The sequence below is a fragment of the Rahnella sp. NRRL B-41462 genome (assembly GCF_003263525.1).
GTDB lineage: Bacteria > Pseudomonadota > Gammaproteobacteria > Enterobacterales > Enterobacteriaceae > Rahnella > Rahnella aceris.
This window is the reverse complement of record NZ_JYDF01000091.1, coordinates 1-13,740: the sequence shown is the minus strand read 5'-3', so window position 1 is coordinate 13,740 and position 13,740 is coordinate 1. Positions and strand designations below refer to the sequence as shown.

Genomic DNA, 13,740 nt, shown 5'->3' with positions numbered 1-13,740 from the left:
GTTTTAAAATCTCCGCTCCGGGCTACCACTGCGGGCACTGCGTGGCCACATCAGGGTGCGTGTCATTATTATTACCTTTCCGGCAGACATTAATTCTGAATTACGAATTTCAACAACAGACTGTGCTTATTTTCACGCTCTGTAACTCATGCTCATTTCCCTGAACTTTCCGTCCTCCTCAACAGGCATTTTGTCAGGGCATCAATACTTTCGATGAATGCCTCGATTTTATTCGCTGGTCTTTTATTGCCATGCCCATTACGATTTTATGAGTGATGGAGAGTATTCTCATATAAATCAACGCGTTGTCTATTTCTATTATCTGGATATATATATTACCGGATCTCAATTACGTGTATTTCGACAATTCATTTTTGTTTATGGGGTGAAATATGGCGCATGCAGAGTTTGATGAGGTAATGGTTGAGCTGGTTGACTACGCCTATGAGCGGACAACCTTTGATAATGAGACTTTACGCCTGGCGCGTTATTGTCTGCTGGATTCGATAGGTTGCGCAATTGCCGCCTCTGCCGATCACGACTGTCTGAAACTAATGGGCAGCGCTCAGTTCAGCAAGAGCCAGGCGGGTGTCCCGGTTGTCGGTACCGGACTCAGACTGGGACCGATCGAGGCGGCCTTTCATATCGGTTCGATGATCCGCTGGCTGGAGTTCAATGACACCTGGCTTGCGCAGGAGTGGGGGCACCCGTCCGATAATCTGGGGGCCATCCTGGCTGCCGCAACCTGGCATAGCCTGACTGACGGTAATCAGCCGCCCGCTGATATGACAGCCGTCCTGAATACGATGATTCGTGCTTATGAGATCCACGGCGTGCTGTGTCTGTCGAACTGTTTTAATGCGCTGGGGATTGACCATGTGGTGTTGGTGAAAGTGGCTTCTGCCATCGCCTCGGCTCAACTCCTCGGCTTGTCAAAAGACCAGGCACTGAGTGCACTGTCCAACGCTATTATCGACGGTCACTCTCTCCGAACCTACCGGCATGCGCCAAATGCCGGTACCCGTAAGTCATGGGCCGCCGGAGACGCCACGGCGCGTGGCCTGCAACTGGCGCTGTTCGCGCAAACCGGTGAAATGGGTTATCCCAGCGCGCTGACGGTCAGCCGGTGGGGATTCAATGATGCTGTTTTGCGGGGCAAACCCTTCAATCTGTCGCGCAACCTGTCAGATTTTGTCATTAAGAACATCTTGTTCAAGGTTCCCAATCCCGCTGAGTACCACGCCCAGACTGCTGTAGAAGCGGCCATTAACCTTCGGGAACGGATACTGGCAGCCGGGTTTACGCCTGAGAGCATCGAGTATGTGCGGGTAGAAACAACCCGACCGGCGATTCAGATTATTGATAAATCAGGACCGCTGAATAACTCCGCCGATCGCGATCACTGTCTCCAGTACATGGTTGCCGTGGGGCTGCAAACCGGAAATCTGACGATTAAAGATTTCCACGAACCGCTCGCCAGCGATCCTCAACTGGATGCACTGCGATTGAAAATCACCTGCACTGAACGCCCTTCCTTTACAGAGAGCTACTACGACCCTGATAAGCGCGCCATTCCCAATGCGCTCTATCTGAAGTGTCATGGCATGACTGAAGAGATCTCTGAAACCATTGAATATCCGCTCGGCCATGTTCGTCGCCGTGAAGAGTGTTTCGGGGCGCTGCTGACGAAATTCCATCTGAATCTTTCAGACAGCCCGCTGCGTGACCGCGCCCATATTCTGGCCGAAACCCTGATTTCGGAATCGAAGCTTGATGCCATGTCCGTCACTGATCTGCTGAAAATGTTCTCCTGGGACTAGGCCGCATTTAACACACTTACCTATATTCATTTAGCGCGAGGTGATGAAGTGAAAAAAGCCATATTAGTGGGTTGCGGAGCGGAGATCGGCGCGAATTTGCTGATTCAGAATGATCCGGCGAAGGATGGTTTTGTTATTCAAACCGTCGTCACGAATCCTCCTTCTTTAGATAAACATTATCCTGAACTGCGTCCGATAGATGGCATTGTGGCCCGTCTGGCGATGGCGCATCCCGGCATCCAGTCTCACATCGACATTATCGATCATGACACCCTGCGGATCGACGGTCGTGAGGTTCACTTTTTCTTTGGTGATCTTGCCAAAGATCTTCCTCCGCAGACAGGTCGCTTCGACATTGGCTTTATCGCAACCAGCAAGCTGGATATGGACAAAAACAGCCCTGTCGCCCGCAACATGCAAGAACTCGCGGACGTGGTGCTGGGCGTTGCAGAGGCCAACGAACTGCCGAGTATCTATGGCTGTCTGGAAGATCTGACCCGCGATGATATCGACACGATACAACGCCAGGTGGTCGGTTCGGGCATGTATTGCCTCGGCTCCTGCCAGACCAATGGTATGCATGCCTCATTGCGCGTACTCACCGAGGCGCTCAGGGCTATCCAATGCAATGCCTCGCATATTGTGTCGGTTGAAACCGATATCGTGCATCCGGATACGCCTAACGGTGTACTCGGCACCCGATCATTCGAGGGACGCCTGCAGGATGCGCGCGACAATCTCCGTCCGAGCTTCTCACAAATTGCCATGAGTCAGGACAAGGTGATGCCCTGGGCACCGTTAGTGAATACCGTCTCATTACGCGCGCCTGTGCATGCACCCGGCTATCAGATTAACCGTTTCATCGTTAAGGATGGCGGTGCGTTAACCACCGGTCTCATTGAGGCGGCGATTGAGCGGGTGAGCGGGACGCATCCTCATGTTGTGAAAGCATCGCGGTCACCGTTAGGAAGCCGTGCATATGCCTTCGAGCGCCGGTGTTCAACCATTCTTTCCGATCAGAATCACTTGCTCATTCTCCGGCCAGCCTATCTGGCCAGTCAGAATTTGAGTGAGGTCGTCATCCAGTCGTTTGTTAACAACACCGTCGGCTACAGCGCTGTGGTACGTGCTGTAGCGCGCAGCCTCGCGCTTGGCCTGCCAGTGGCAACTTTCCAGGGGATTGAAAAATGACAAGCTCACATACTGTAGATTTTTTGAGTTCAGGCTTCGTTGTGAAGACGGCCATGTCCGAAATGTTCAATGGCAAACTGAAAGCCGAAGTCGATCAGATCCGGGCATTGCACGATATTTATCCGGAACTGATGGTGCCGGTCTTGCACGACGGGCTGGCAGCCGGGCGGCAATTTTATATTCTCGAGAAGATGGATTCCCTTCCGCTGTCCAGGATCGTCTTTGACGAACAACGGTCGCTGGCTGAGCGCAGGATGATCGTCAGAAACGCACTGGAAAATGTACAGAAAGCGATCAGCCTGGAATCAGAAACCTCGTCGGCAATAACCCACGAGATGCCCGCCAGATTACAGGAAGAGTGGGAAGGCACGCGCTTCGCTCATGAGCTGTTTGATAAACCTATTCTGCTTAACGGGGTGCGTTTCAGTACCACGGCCCGGGAAGTCTATGAAAGAGCGCTGGAGCTGGCCCGGACTGAAGAGTTCAGATCGGTAGAAAAAGCCCATTTCAATTTTCACTTCGGCAATGTGCTCTATAACGAGGAGCATGCTCAGACACGTTTCATTGACCCTGACTTTTCCGTACGCGGGCTGGATCCGCTTTTCGGCTTCTCGCGGTTTGCTTTTTCGTTCTGGCATGAGCTTGCGGCAGAGGTAAAGGATGCAGTCAAAATGGTCCCGATGGCGGATGCACTGATGTTCGTGCTGGCGAAACCGGACTACGGCAGCATTCTTAGCGAGATCCCTGAGTTAGGCGGTATTTCCGGCCTGCTGCCGCTGATGGGGGAAAGTATGCGCAACCGGTTCTATGTCCTCACCACCTACTGTTTCCTGAGGAGTATCCGCATCAACGGCAGTAAACAGCCCTGGAAAGCGCCGCGCTCTCCCGTTGTTGCCAGCCCGGAAGAAGTGCTGATGCTGGGCCTGCTGGCCTACCTAGAAGGACCGGTTGCTGAGGCTGAAAGCCTCTGTGCGTAATTTCAATTCAATATAGGATGATAAGGATATGTCGCTGGTAAGCAGTAGTCCCTTAGAACAAGGATTTGAGGCGCCAAGGCGCTATCTGGCGGCTGCCGCCATTTTGATTGGCGTGGTTATGGCGGCGCTGGACAGTTCCATCGTCAATATTTCCTTGCCCTCTATTGCGGAGGCTTTACGGGTAGATTCTGCCTCTGTCATCTGGGTGACCAACGCCTATCAGGTTGCCAGCGCTGCAACGATGTTGATCTGTGCATCGCTGGGTTCGAGGATAGGGGAGCGGCGCTTCTACACCGCTGGCATGGTGCTGTTTACGCTGGCATCGCTGGGTTGTAGCCTCTCCCCGACCTTCGGCATGCTGGTTGCCATGCGTATACTTCAGGGGGTGAGCTATGCGGTCATGATCAGCGTCGGGCTGGGTCTGTACAGGGTTATCTTTCCGCCGCATACGTTGGGCACCATTTTAGGGCTGAACGCGCTGGCTTTTGCGGTGGGGACGGCCATCGGCCCGGCGTTAGGCGGCCTGATCATCTCTTATCTGGACTGGCCATGGTTGTTCTATATCAATCTCCCGCTGGGTGCACTTGCCATTGTCTTCTCCCTGATCTCCCTGGGCGTCGATACTGAGAAGGAAAAAGGCTTCGACTGGGGAGGTGCGGTGACCTCAGCCGTCGCTTTAGGGCTGATGGTCATCGCTGTGGATCAGATCGGGCGCTGGGATAGCCGCATACTCATGCTTTGCGGCGTCGCCTCGGTGCTGCTGCTGGCCATCTTTGTCAGCGTGCAGACGCGCTCAAAAAGCCCGTTGTTGCCGCTCGATATATTCCGTTCAAGGCGGTATACCTTTGCGGTGATCTCTTCTGTCTCAATGTTTGTGGCACAGGGGATGGCGCTGGTGGGGTTGCCCTTTGTACTGCAGCATGCCTATCACTATTCGGTGCTGGAATCGGCGTTCATCTTTACACCGTGGCCGGTTGCCGTTGCAATCTGCGCTCCGGTGGCGGGCAGGCTGTCCAATCGTTTAAATCCTACCCAGATATCGACAGCCGGCGTGGTGATTTTCTCTCTGGGTTTAGGATCTCTGGCTCTGTTGCCGCAAGCGGCGACGGTGAATGATTTTCTCTGGCGCGTGGCGGTTTGCGGGATTGGCTATGGACTGTTCCTGCCGCCGAATAATAAAGAGATGTTCTCGAATGTGGCACCGAACCGAACGGTCACGGCCTCGGGGGTATTGTCAACCGCCAGGACAGCAGGGCAATCCATTGGTGCGGCGCTGGTCGCGATGGTTATTGCACTGTTGAACGGACTGACGGGGCAGGCGGGGGCACAGTTCGCCGTCTATGTCTTCGGGCTGGCCTGTCTTATCTCTGCGCTATCTTCTGTCTCAAGTATGCTGCGCCTGCACCGGTAAGAGAGGTTATGCGTTATGCCCGCCGCAGGATAAATGCCATCCTGCGGCGGCTTTTCTGACGAATAGGTTATTCAGGCATTCACCGGTCAGATGACAAAAAATCCGCATATCCTGCTTTAGTGTCCGCGCTCTTTGACGCGTTAATGGCGATGCTGGCAGTCATGCCCGCCACTAATTCGACCCCGTTGGGCAGATGATCAATATGGATGCGTACCGGAATACGCTGAGCGAGTCGCACCCAGCTAAACGTGGACTCTACATCCGGCAGGCCCTGGCTACCGGGTGCGTCATTGCTATCATCTATCCCGCGACCAATGCTTTCTACGTGGCCTGTCAGCGCTGGTGCATATCCCATCAGCACGATTTTTGCCGTGCTACCGACATGAATACGCTGCATTTTCGTTTCCTCAAAATAACCCACTACCCAGAAACTGCTGGCATCAATAATGGCAACTTTTGTCTCCCCCGCGTTGGCATAATCGCCGGGACGCAGTCTCAGATGCGTGACATAGCCGTCTGCCGGAGAATGAATTATCGCGCGGGAAAGATTGAGTTTTGCCAGTTCCAGCGCGGCCAGCGCCCCCTGATATTCCGCCGCCGCAACGCCCGCCGCACTGCTGGTATTTTGTATATCTTCTTTAGAGATTACTCCGCTAATCTGACTGCGACGTCTGGCAGCATCCTGACGCATTTGCATTTCATTTCGCTTCGCATCAACCTCAGCCTGAGCGCTGAGCACCGCCAGTTTCAACCATTGCGGATCGATTGAATAAAGAATATCTCCGCGATTAACCCATTGGTTATCCATCACGGCAACGCGGTTTACCGGCCCGGAAACATCTGGCGTGATTTGCACCACATCTGCCCGTACCCGACCGTCACGCGTCCAGGGCGTCTGTGCATAATGTTTCCACAGCATGAAGGCAATAATGGCTGCCACCATGACGGCGCTTAGTGTAAATATATAGCGGCCTAACAGCGAAAAAAATGGTTTCATACTGATAATCCTGACGCGTCCAGCCCCTGCATTAACAAGGCAAAGATAATAATAAAAGTCGTGAAATCAATGAGCGGCCGGCAGGGTAAACGCCGATAGAATCTGCTAAAAGATAAAAAGGGTGTGATTAAAATCGTGCCGGAAAATGCCATCAAAGCCATGACTAATAAGCCAGGCAAAAAGACGCCACCGATATTAATGTCAGTAATCATGTGACTGTTCCTTATCCCTCTCTTTTAATGCACAGTTTTTTAACGCACAGTGCAGATCAATAATATGCTCAATAAGAGCGTGCGGTTGTTGATGTGAAACCGGCGGGTTAATGGCGAGTATCAGGCTAATACGTTTCTGTAATTCACCGGGCTGCGCACCGCGGGCCAGCAGGTTGAGAAGTGTATTTACCTGTAATGCGGTTTCTCCCTCCAGCTTATTCAGTGAGCGTTTTAAATAAGTCACTGCAAGTCCAATATTTAAATAATGCAGCAGGCTATTAAGCACCGAGTCCGCCGTCTGGTTACTGCGCGGGAGCCGGGGCAGGATCAGGGCAGTTCGATCTATCATCAGATTCACCCAGGCCACATCATTCATGGATGAGAGACCCTTTGCGCGATATCTGATGTCACGGCGACATCGGTGCAGCAGACGACGGATAGCAGAATCCGCCTGTACGGTCTGTAATAAACCCATACTGACCACGGCATAGCCGGTTGCGGCAAATAACGCGACCGCCGTGTTGATGGCAGTGGCAAAGTCACCACTGTAGCGCGCGCCTAATTCAGACAAGATGGGCAGTGTCAGCGTGATGCCCATAGCCATGAACGTGGTGGGCGGTCTGGCCTGCAGAGATCCGGCCAGCAAATAAGCAGGCGCAAGTACCGCAACCAGCACACTAAATTCGGTCACCTGGGGAAGAAGGATGAAGCTATAAATCAGGCTGATAATCACGCCATAGACGGAGCCTGCAATATATTTAACGATATGAGGAACCGGCGTGTCGAAACTGCCAAATAATGTGCAGCAGACGCCGAGAATCGATACCGCTGTGGCGCCATCGGGCCACGCGGAGTAAATCCACAGCAGACAGCCACTGAAGATGATGGCAAACGCCCCCAGCGCAGCACGCGCAGCCGTAAAATGATCCCGGTGATAAACGTAACCTTTTGCCTCTTCGGCTCCATCAATCATATGCTCAGGTTTGGCCAAAAGGAGGGCATGAGAAAGCTGTTCGCATTGCTGCAAAAGCATGATTGTCTCTTCCAGCCGTTTGACAAAATTAACGCGCAGCGCTTCTTTAAAATTTAATTCGTCAGCGGATGACCGGTGTTGCAACGCCACACAACGTCGCCGAAGCCTTTCAGCACCGGCCTTACGCGCGGTTGAATCCTCACAGGCGAGCCAGTCTGTGACCTCACTGACCAGCGTCGCAATGCTGTCCGGTAAGAGGTTTAATTCGTGCAGATAATCATGTAACTGGTTACTCACAACCAAAAGCCGCGACAATCTGTCATGTATTAACTGACGTGCTTTACGTGATGATTTTGATATCGCGAAGTCATAGGGCAGATGATGACCAAACCCGTCAAGGGACTGTAACGTCAGCGCAAGCTGAAGCTGCTTTTCTTTCTCGCCGGCTACTCTTTTTAACGTGTCAATCACCATCCGGCGGGCATCACGCTGTGTTACCGCGAGCTTGCTGTTGAAAAGACCCGTAATGCGTTTGGGTATGACATAGCGGTGGATAAAGCTGGCGCACAGGATCCCGATCATGATCTCCTGTACCCGGGTGATGGCGATGTCAAAAATTGCGCCGGGTTCGAACACCGCAGGAAAACCAATAAGACTTGCCGTGTAGCCCGCCAGAACAAAAGCATAGGCGCGGGGGGTACGGTCAAGCTGCGAAAAATACAGGCAAAGTGTTATCCAGCCGGTCAGTACCAGACTGCAAATTATCGGTGTGTTGACAAAATTGGGCACAATCACCACCGTCATCGCCGCGCCTGTTATCGTGCCCGTCAGGCGATAAACGCTTCGACTCAGTGAGGCTCCGACGGATGTCTGCGAAACGATATAGACAGTAATAATTGACCAGGAAGGCCTGTCCAGACCGACAGACAAAGCGATGTAATAGGCCAGCATGGCAGCGGTAAACGTCTTGGCTGAATATAACAACGCATTCGCATCGTTAAGAAGCAAGGAGGAGGGGAATGCCCTGCGTAAAGAGTTGAACATGAGAGTAATGGCCCCTGGCAAGCGGTGGTGGCAAAAGAGTCATTTGCGCATACCGGCAATTATTGCCAGATTACTCAGGGGTGGAAATACTCTATACTGCCAAAAAATACCTGAATCCGGCCAATATGACACTTTCCCGCGACGTTATTTCACTTTTTGATCCCGACTCCACCGGTTGTGCGGCTGTGGCGCGCCACATTGATTTCACCGAGTACGAAGCGGAAGTCCCCGTTCACACCCATCGAAAGGGACAGTTCATCCTTGCCCTTTATGGTGCGGTAACCTGTCGGGCTGAGAATGACATATGGATTGTGCCGCCTCACTGCGGCGTATGGATCCCCGGAGGAACTCCCCATAGTGCGAGAGCCACCTGGAATGCGCATCTCAGCTATTTATTTGTTGAGCCGGGAGCCGCCGCACTACCAGAACAATGCTGCACATTTGCTGTTTCTCCCCTTATTCGCGAACTGATTAGTCGTCTGGTCGGGGAAGATGCGCATTACCCGCCGGACAGCCATGCGGCACGGCTGGCACGGGTCACGCTTGATGAACTGGTGAATATGCCGCAGCAGAATTTTAATTTGCCGGTCTCAGAAAATCCCAAAATACGAGAGATGGCCGATGCGCTGGTCAGCCATCCGCAAGACCGCAGTACATTGCGTGAGTGGGCAAAACGCCTGGCATTAAGTGAACGTTCCCTTGCACGACTTATGGTGCGCGAAACAGGACTTTCATTCGGACGCTGGCGTCAGCAACTGCATTTGATTATTGCGCTACGGGGGCTTGCCAGCGGCCAGTCCGTACAAAATGTGGCGAATGAATTAGGCTATGAGTCAGTCAATGCTTTCATCACCATGTTTAAGAAGTCTGTCGGCTGCACGCCTGCGCTCTATTTTAGTGAAAGAAAATAAGCCTGATACGGCCCGCGGACGATGACCTTCAATGCGCCGTGGCGAGGCATCTGCTGCCAGAACCCGCAAAATTCCCCGTTGTTAATCAAATAAACTGAATCAGTATGTTAAACAAATGATATTTATTCTCATCCTGAGTCGCGTAAAGTAAACCCATCACTAAGCCCTGTTCCGCATGACAGAGACAGGGCACCGGTTTACGGATTATGAGGATGAAGACGCTATGAAAAAGATTGGATTTTTATCATTCGGGCACTGGACGCCATCCCCCCAGTCGGGCACGCGCTCGGCGGCTGATGCCTTATTGCAATCTATCGATCTGGCTGTCGCAGCCGAAGAACTGGGGGCCGATGGTGCTTATTTTCGGGTGCATCATTTTGCGCGCCAGCTTGCGTCGCCTTTCCCTTTGCTGGCAGCCATCGGCGCGAAAACCCGCAAGATTGAGATCGGTACCGGCGTTATCGATATGCGCTATGAAAATCCGTTGTATATGGCGGAAAGCGCCAGCGCTGCGGATCTGATTTCAGGGGGGCGTTTACAGCTCGGTATCAGCCGTGGTTCGCCTGAGCAGGTCATCGACGGCTGGCGCTATTTTGGTTATCAGCCGGAAGAAGGCGAAACGGAAGCCGATATGGCGCGCCGTCATACAGAGAAACTGCTTGATGTCCTGCGCGGCGAAGGTTTTGCGAAACCTAATCCGCAACCGATGTTTGCGAATCCGCCGGGTTTGTTACGCCCTGAACCCTATTCTGCCGGGCTGCGTGAACGTATCTGGTGGGGCGCGGGCTCGAATGCTACCGCCGTCTGGGCGGCGAAACTGGGCATGAACCTGCAAAGCTCCACGCTGAAAGATGATGAAACCGGCGAGGCGTTCCATATTCAGCAGGCGCAGCAAATTCGCGCTTACCGTCAGGCCTGGGCTGAGGCGGGGCATGAGCGTACACCGCGTGTGTCCGTCAGCCGCAGTATTTTCGCCCTGATGGATGACCGCGACCGCGCGTATTTTGGCGGCAGCGGCGATGATGGCGACAAAGTTGGCTTCCTCGATGAGAAAACCCGGGCGATTTTCGGCCGCAGCTATGCGGCGACACCGGACAGGTTGATCAAATTGCTGAAGCAGGATGAAGCGATCGCCGAAGCCGACACCTTATTGCTGACCGTTCCGAATCAGCTCGGCGTCGATTATAACGTGCATGTGATTGAGTCAATTCTCAAATATGTCGCCCCTGAAATGGGCTGGCGTGAATAATCGCTGAAGAAAGTTTCAGAAACCCAAAGCCCGCATGAGGAAACTCAGGCGGGCTTTTTGCATTTTGAGACGCTGACAGAGAAACCTCTGTCAGTCAGGGGCTATTCTATAATCAGAGCGGGTGGCATTTTGGTGATAAAACCCGCAAAAAGCGCGTATAAGTCCTAAGGCAAAATCTATCAAATACATAGGGTGATTCAGATGTGACTGGTTTCAATCCGCGTATAGAGTAGCAATGAGACTACATAACAGGAGTGTGAGCATGAGCAGTTCTATTGATGAAGAAGCAAACGACGCAAAGCCAATTGTTGAAGCAGACAGAGAAGCCGGTGCCGGTAAATGTCCTTTCCATGAAGGAAACTCAAATAAAGCCTCTGGCGGCGGGACAACTAACCGTGACTGGTGGCCTAACCAGCTCAGGGTTGACCTGCTGAATCAGCACTCAAATCGCTCAAACCCGTTGGGCGAATCCTTTGATTATCGTAAAGAATTTGCCAAATTAGATTACTCCGCACTGAAAGCCGACCTCAAAGGGGTGCTCACTGCGTCGCAGCCCTGGTGGCCGGCGGACTGGGGCAGCTACATCGGTCTGTTCATTCGTCTGGCATGGCACAGCGCCGGGACGTATCGCTCCGTCGACGGACGCGGTGGTTCCGGTCGCGGCCAGCAGCGCTTCGCCCCGTTAAACTCCTGGCCGGACAACGTCAGTCTGGATAAAGCGCGCCGTCTGTTGTGGCCGGTGAAACAAAAATACGGTCAGAAAATTTCCTGGGCCGATCTGTATATTCTGGCGGGGAACGTCGCGCTGGAAAACTCCGGTTTCCGCACCTTTGGTTTTGGTGCCGGGCGTGAAGACGTCTGGGAACCGGATCTGGACATTAACTGGGGTGATGAAACCACCTGGCTGGAACACCGCCATCCTGAAGAGCTGGCCAAATCTCCGCTGGGCGCAACGGAAATGGGGCTGATTTACGTCAACCCGGAAGGGCCGAATCACAGTGGTGATCCGGCGTCGGCTGCTCCGGCCATTCGTGCCACGTTCGGCAATATGGGCATGAACGATGAAGAGATCGTCGCGTTGATTGCCGGTGGTCACACGCTGGGTAAAACACACGGCGCAGGTCCGGCCGATAATGTGGGTGTTGACCCGGAAACTGCACCAATTGAATCACAAGGTCTGGGCTGGAAAAGCAGTCACGGAACCGGTGTCGGCGCAGATGCCATCACCTCCGGCCTGGAAGTTATCTGGTCGCAAACCCCGACGCAGTGGAGCAATTACTTCTTCGAAAACCTGTTCAAATATGAATGGGTGCAGACCCGCAGCCCGGCAGGGGCGATTCAGTTTGAAGCCGCTGATGCGCCGGACATTATTCCTGATCCGTTCGATACCTCAAAAAAACGCAAACCGACCATGCTGGTGACCGATCTGACGCTGCGTTTTGATCCGGAATTCGAGAAAATTTCCCGTCGTTTCCACGGTGATCCGCAGGCCTTCAACGAAGCTTTTGCCCGTGCATGGTACAAACTGACCCACCGCGATATGGGGCCGAAAGCCCGTTACATCGGACCGGAAGTGCCAAAGGAAGACTTAATCTGGCAGGATCCGTTGCCGGTGCCGGTCTATCACCCGACGGCTGCCGATATCGCGCAACTGAAAGAGAAAATTGCCGCTTCCGGCCTGAGCGTCAGTGAACTGGTCTCGGTGGCGTGGGCGTCGGCGTCGACCTTCCGTGGCGGTGACAAACGCGGCGGTGCGAACGGTGCGCGTCTGGCGCTGCGTCCGCAAAGAGACTGGGAAGTGAATGCCATTGCAGCCCGCGCACTGCCTGCTCTGGAAGCTATCCAGCAGTCATTCCAGAAGGTGTCTCTGGCGGATGTGATCGTTTTAGCCGGTTCGGTTGGTATTGAAAAGGCGGCGAAAGCGGCTCATATCGACATCGACGTGCCTTTCACGCCGGGTCGGGTGGATGCGCGTCAGGATCAGACGGATATTGAGTCGTTCGAACTGCTTAAGCCTAAAGCGGATGGTTTCCGTAACTACCGTGGCGAAACGGCCAATACATCGACTGAAAATCTTCTGATCGACAAGGCTCAGCAACTGACCCTGACCGTGCCGGAATTAACGGTGCTGGTCGGCGGATTACGTGCGCTGGGGGCTAACTACGACGGCAGTAATCTGGGCGTGTTCTCGGAAAAAACCGGTGAGCTGAACACGGATTTCTTCGTCAACCTGCTGGATATGCGTACCGAATGGAAACCTGTTGATGGCTCCGGTGAGCGTTTTGAAGGTCGTGATCGCGTCAGCGGAGAAGTCAGATTCGCCGCCACGCGTGCCGATCTGGTGTTCGGCTCGAATGCCGTATTACGTGCCAACGCGGAGGTTTACGCCAGCAGTGACGCCCAAGAGAAGTTCGTGAAAGACTTTGTCGCCGCCTGGACCAAAGTGATGAATCTGGACAGATTCGAGCTTTGATCTGAACTGACCGTTTGAAAGCCAAAAGCCCGCTTAAATTTTATTAAGCGGGCTTTTTTTCAGTCACGCAATAACAGGGGATTGTTATCTAATTCCAGGGTGTCGCGTACCTCCCAGCCCCTGAGCTTGCCGGGGTTAAGTAACCCGTCGGGATCAAGACACTTTTTAACCGAAACGACGTCAGGTTTAATTTCTCCCTGTTTACCCTCTTCAATGCGATAAACATGCGGGTTATTTATTTTCACGTCATTATCACGGAAGATTTTCATTATTTCGTTCAGTCTTTCTTCGGTGGAATAACGCACAAGTTGTAAACCGCTGGCGGTGATATTGCCGTCATTGTCACGCAGGAACTCAATATGCGAAATCACCTCGTCGCCGAACAAAGCCGCCATATCGATGATCTGCTGGCGATAATTCGTATAATTAAACGCCGTCTGTAAATAGGTCAGGGTGCTGTCAATTTTCAGCGCGTGCAGCGT

Annotated in this window: 10 protein-coding genes and 1 pseudogene; 7 read left to right on the top strand and 4 right to left on the bottom strand. The window is 53.1% G+C overall.

The window, feature by feature from the left end; all coding sequences use genetic code 11:
- The first annotated feature begins 392 nt into the window (after window positions 1-392).
- The 4 genes from UC14_RS20230 to UC14_RS20215 are packed head-to-tail and all read left to right on the top strand — an operon-like array spanning window position 393 to window position 5,399.
- Window positions 393-1,820: a bifunctional 2-methylcitrate dehydratase/aconitate hydratase gene (locus tag UC14_RS20230; protein ID WP_112198309.1), complete on the top strand. Its 1,428-nt coding sequence runs from the start codon at window positions 393-395 to the stop codon at window positions 1,818-1,820.
- A gap of 48 nt (window positions 1,821-1,868) precedes the next feature.
- Entirely contained in the window at window positions 1,869-3,011 is a 1,143-nt protein-coding gene (locus UC14_RS20225) for a hypothetical protein (RefSeq protein WP_112198308.1), read from the top strand.
- 53 nt (window positions 3,012-3,064) lie between these two features.
- Window positions 3,065-3,988, top strand: coding sequence for an aminoglycoside phosphotransferase family protein (locus UC14_RS20220; protein WP_223509396.1), 924 nt, complete (start codon window positions 3,065-3,067; stop codon window positions 3,986-3,988).
- Window positions 3,989-4,016: 28 nt separating this feature from the next.
- Window positions 4,017-5,399 (top strand): DHA2 family efflux MFS transporter permease subunit, encoded by a 1,383-nt coding sequence (locus UC14_RS20215; RefSeq protein WP_013575196.1) that lies wholly within the window; start codon window positions 4,017-4,019, stop codon window positions 5,397-5,399.
- Between the two features lie 79 nt (window positions 5,400-5,478).
- Here UC14_RS20215 and UC14_RS20210 read toward each other — a convergent pair whose 3' ends face one another.
- From UC14_RS20210 to UC14_RS20200, 3 genes are read right to left on the bottom strand one after another with little or no spacing between them, the layout of a single operon-like run.
- Window positions 5,479-6,396 (bottom strand): HlyD family secretion protein, encoded by a 918-nt coding sequence (locus UC14_RS20210; RefSeq protein WP_112198307.1) that lies wholly within the window; start codon window positions 6,394-6,396, stop codon window positions 5,479-5,481.
- The gene (locus tag UC14_RS20205; protein WP_013575198.1) at window positions 6,393-6,608 is read right to left on the bottom strand and encodes a DUF1656 domain-containing protein; all 216 of its coding nucleotides are present in this window, start codon (window positions 6,606-6,608) and stop codon (window positions 6,393-6,395) included. The genes UC14_RS20210 and UC14_RS20205 overlap by 4 nt, the downstream gene beginning before the upstream one ends.
- Window positions 6,598-8,625 carry an FUSC family protein gene (locus UC14_RS20200; protein WP_112198306.1) on the bottom strand — a complete coding sequence of 676 codons (2,028 nt, stop codon included), beginning with the start codon at window positions 8,623-8,625 and terminating at the stop codon, window positions 6,598-6,600. The genes UC14_RS20205 and UC14_RS20200 overlap by 11 nt, the downstream gene beginning before the upstream one ends.
- A gap of 125 nt (window positions 8,626-8,750) precedes the next feature.
- On the opposite strand from UC14_RS20200, the gene UC14_RS20195 reads away from it, so the two are divergent.
- The 3 genes from UC14_RS20195 to katG all read left to right on the top strand — a co-directional run bounded on the left by UC14_RS20195 (window position 8,751) and on the right by katG (window position 13,258).
- Complete coding sequence (locus tag UC14_RS20195; RefSeq protein ID WP_013575200.1) at window positions 8,751-9,536, top strand: helix-turn-helix domain-containing protein; 786 nt, start codon at window positions 8,751-8,753, stop codon at window positions 9,534-9,536.
- A gap of 223 nt (window positions 9,537-9,759) precedes the next feature.
- Entirely contained in the window at window positions 9,760-10,785 is a 1,026-nt protein-coding gene (locus UC14_RS20190) for an LLM class flavin-dependent oxidoreductase (RefSeq protein WP_013575201.1), read from the top strand.
- 262 nt (window positions 10,786-11,047) lie between these two features.
- On the top strand, window positions 11,048-13,258 hold the full coding sequence (gene katG, locus UC14_RS20185) for a catalase/peroxidase HPI (protein WP_232829714.1): 2,211 nt from the start codon (window positions 11,048-11,050) through the stop codon (window positions 13,256-13,258).
- 59 nt (window positions 13,259-13,317) lie between these two features.
- On the opposite strand, the pseudogene UC14_RS20180 reads toward katG, so the two are convergent.
- Window positions 13,318-13,740, bottom strand: a pseudogene (locus UC14_RS20180) (FAD-binding oxidoreductase); the annotation flags it as partial.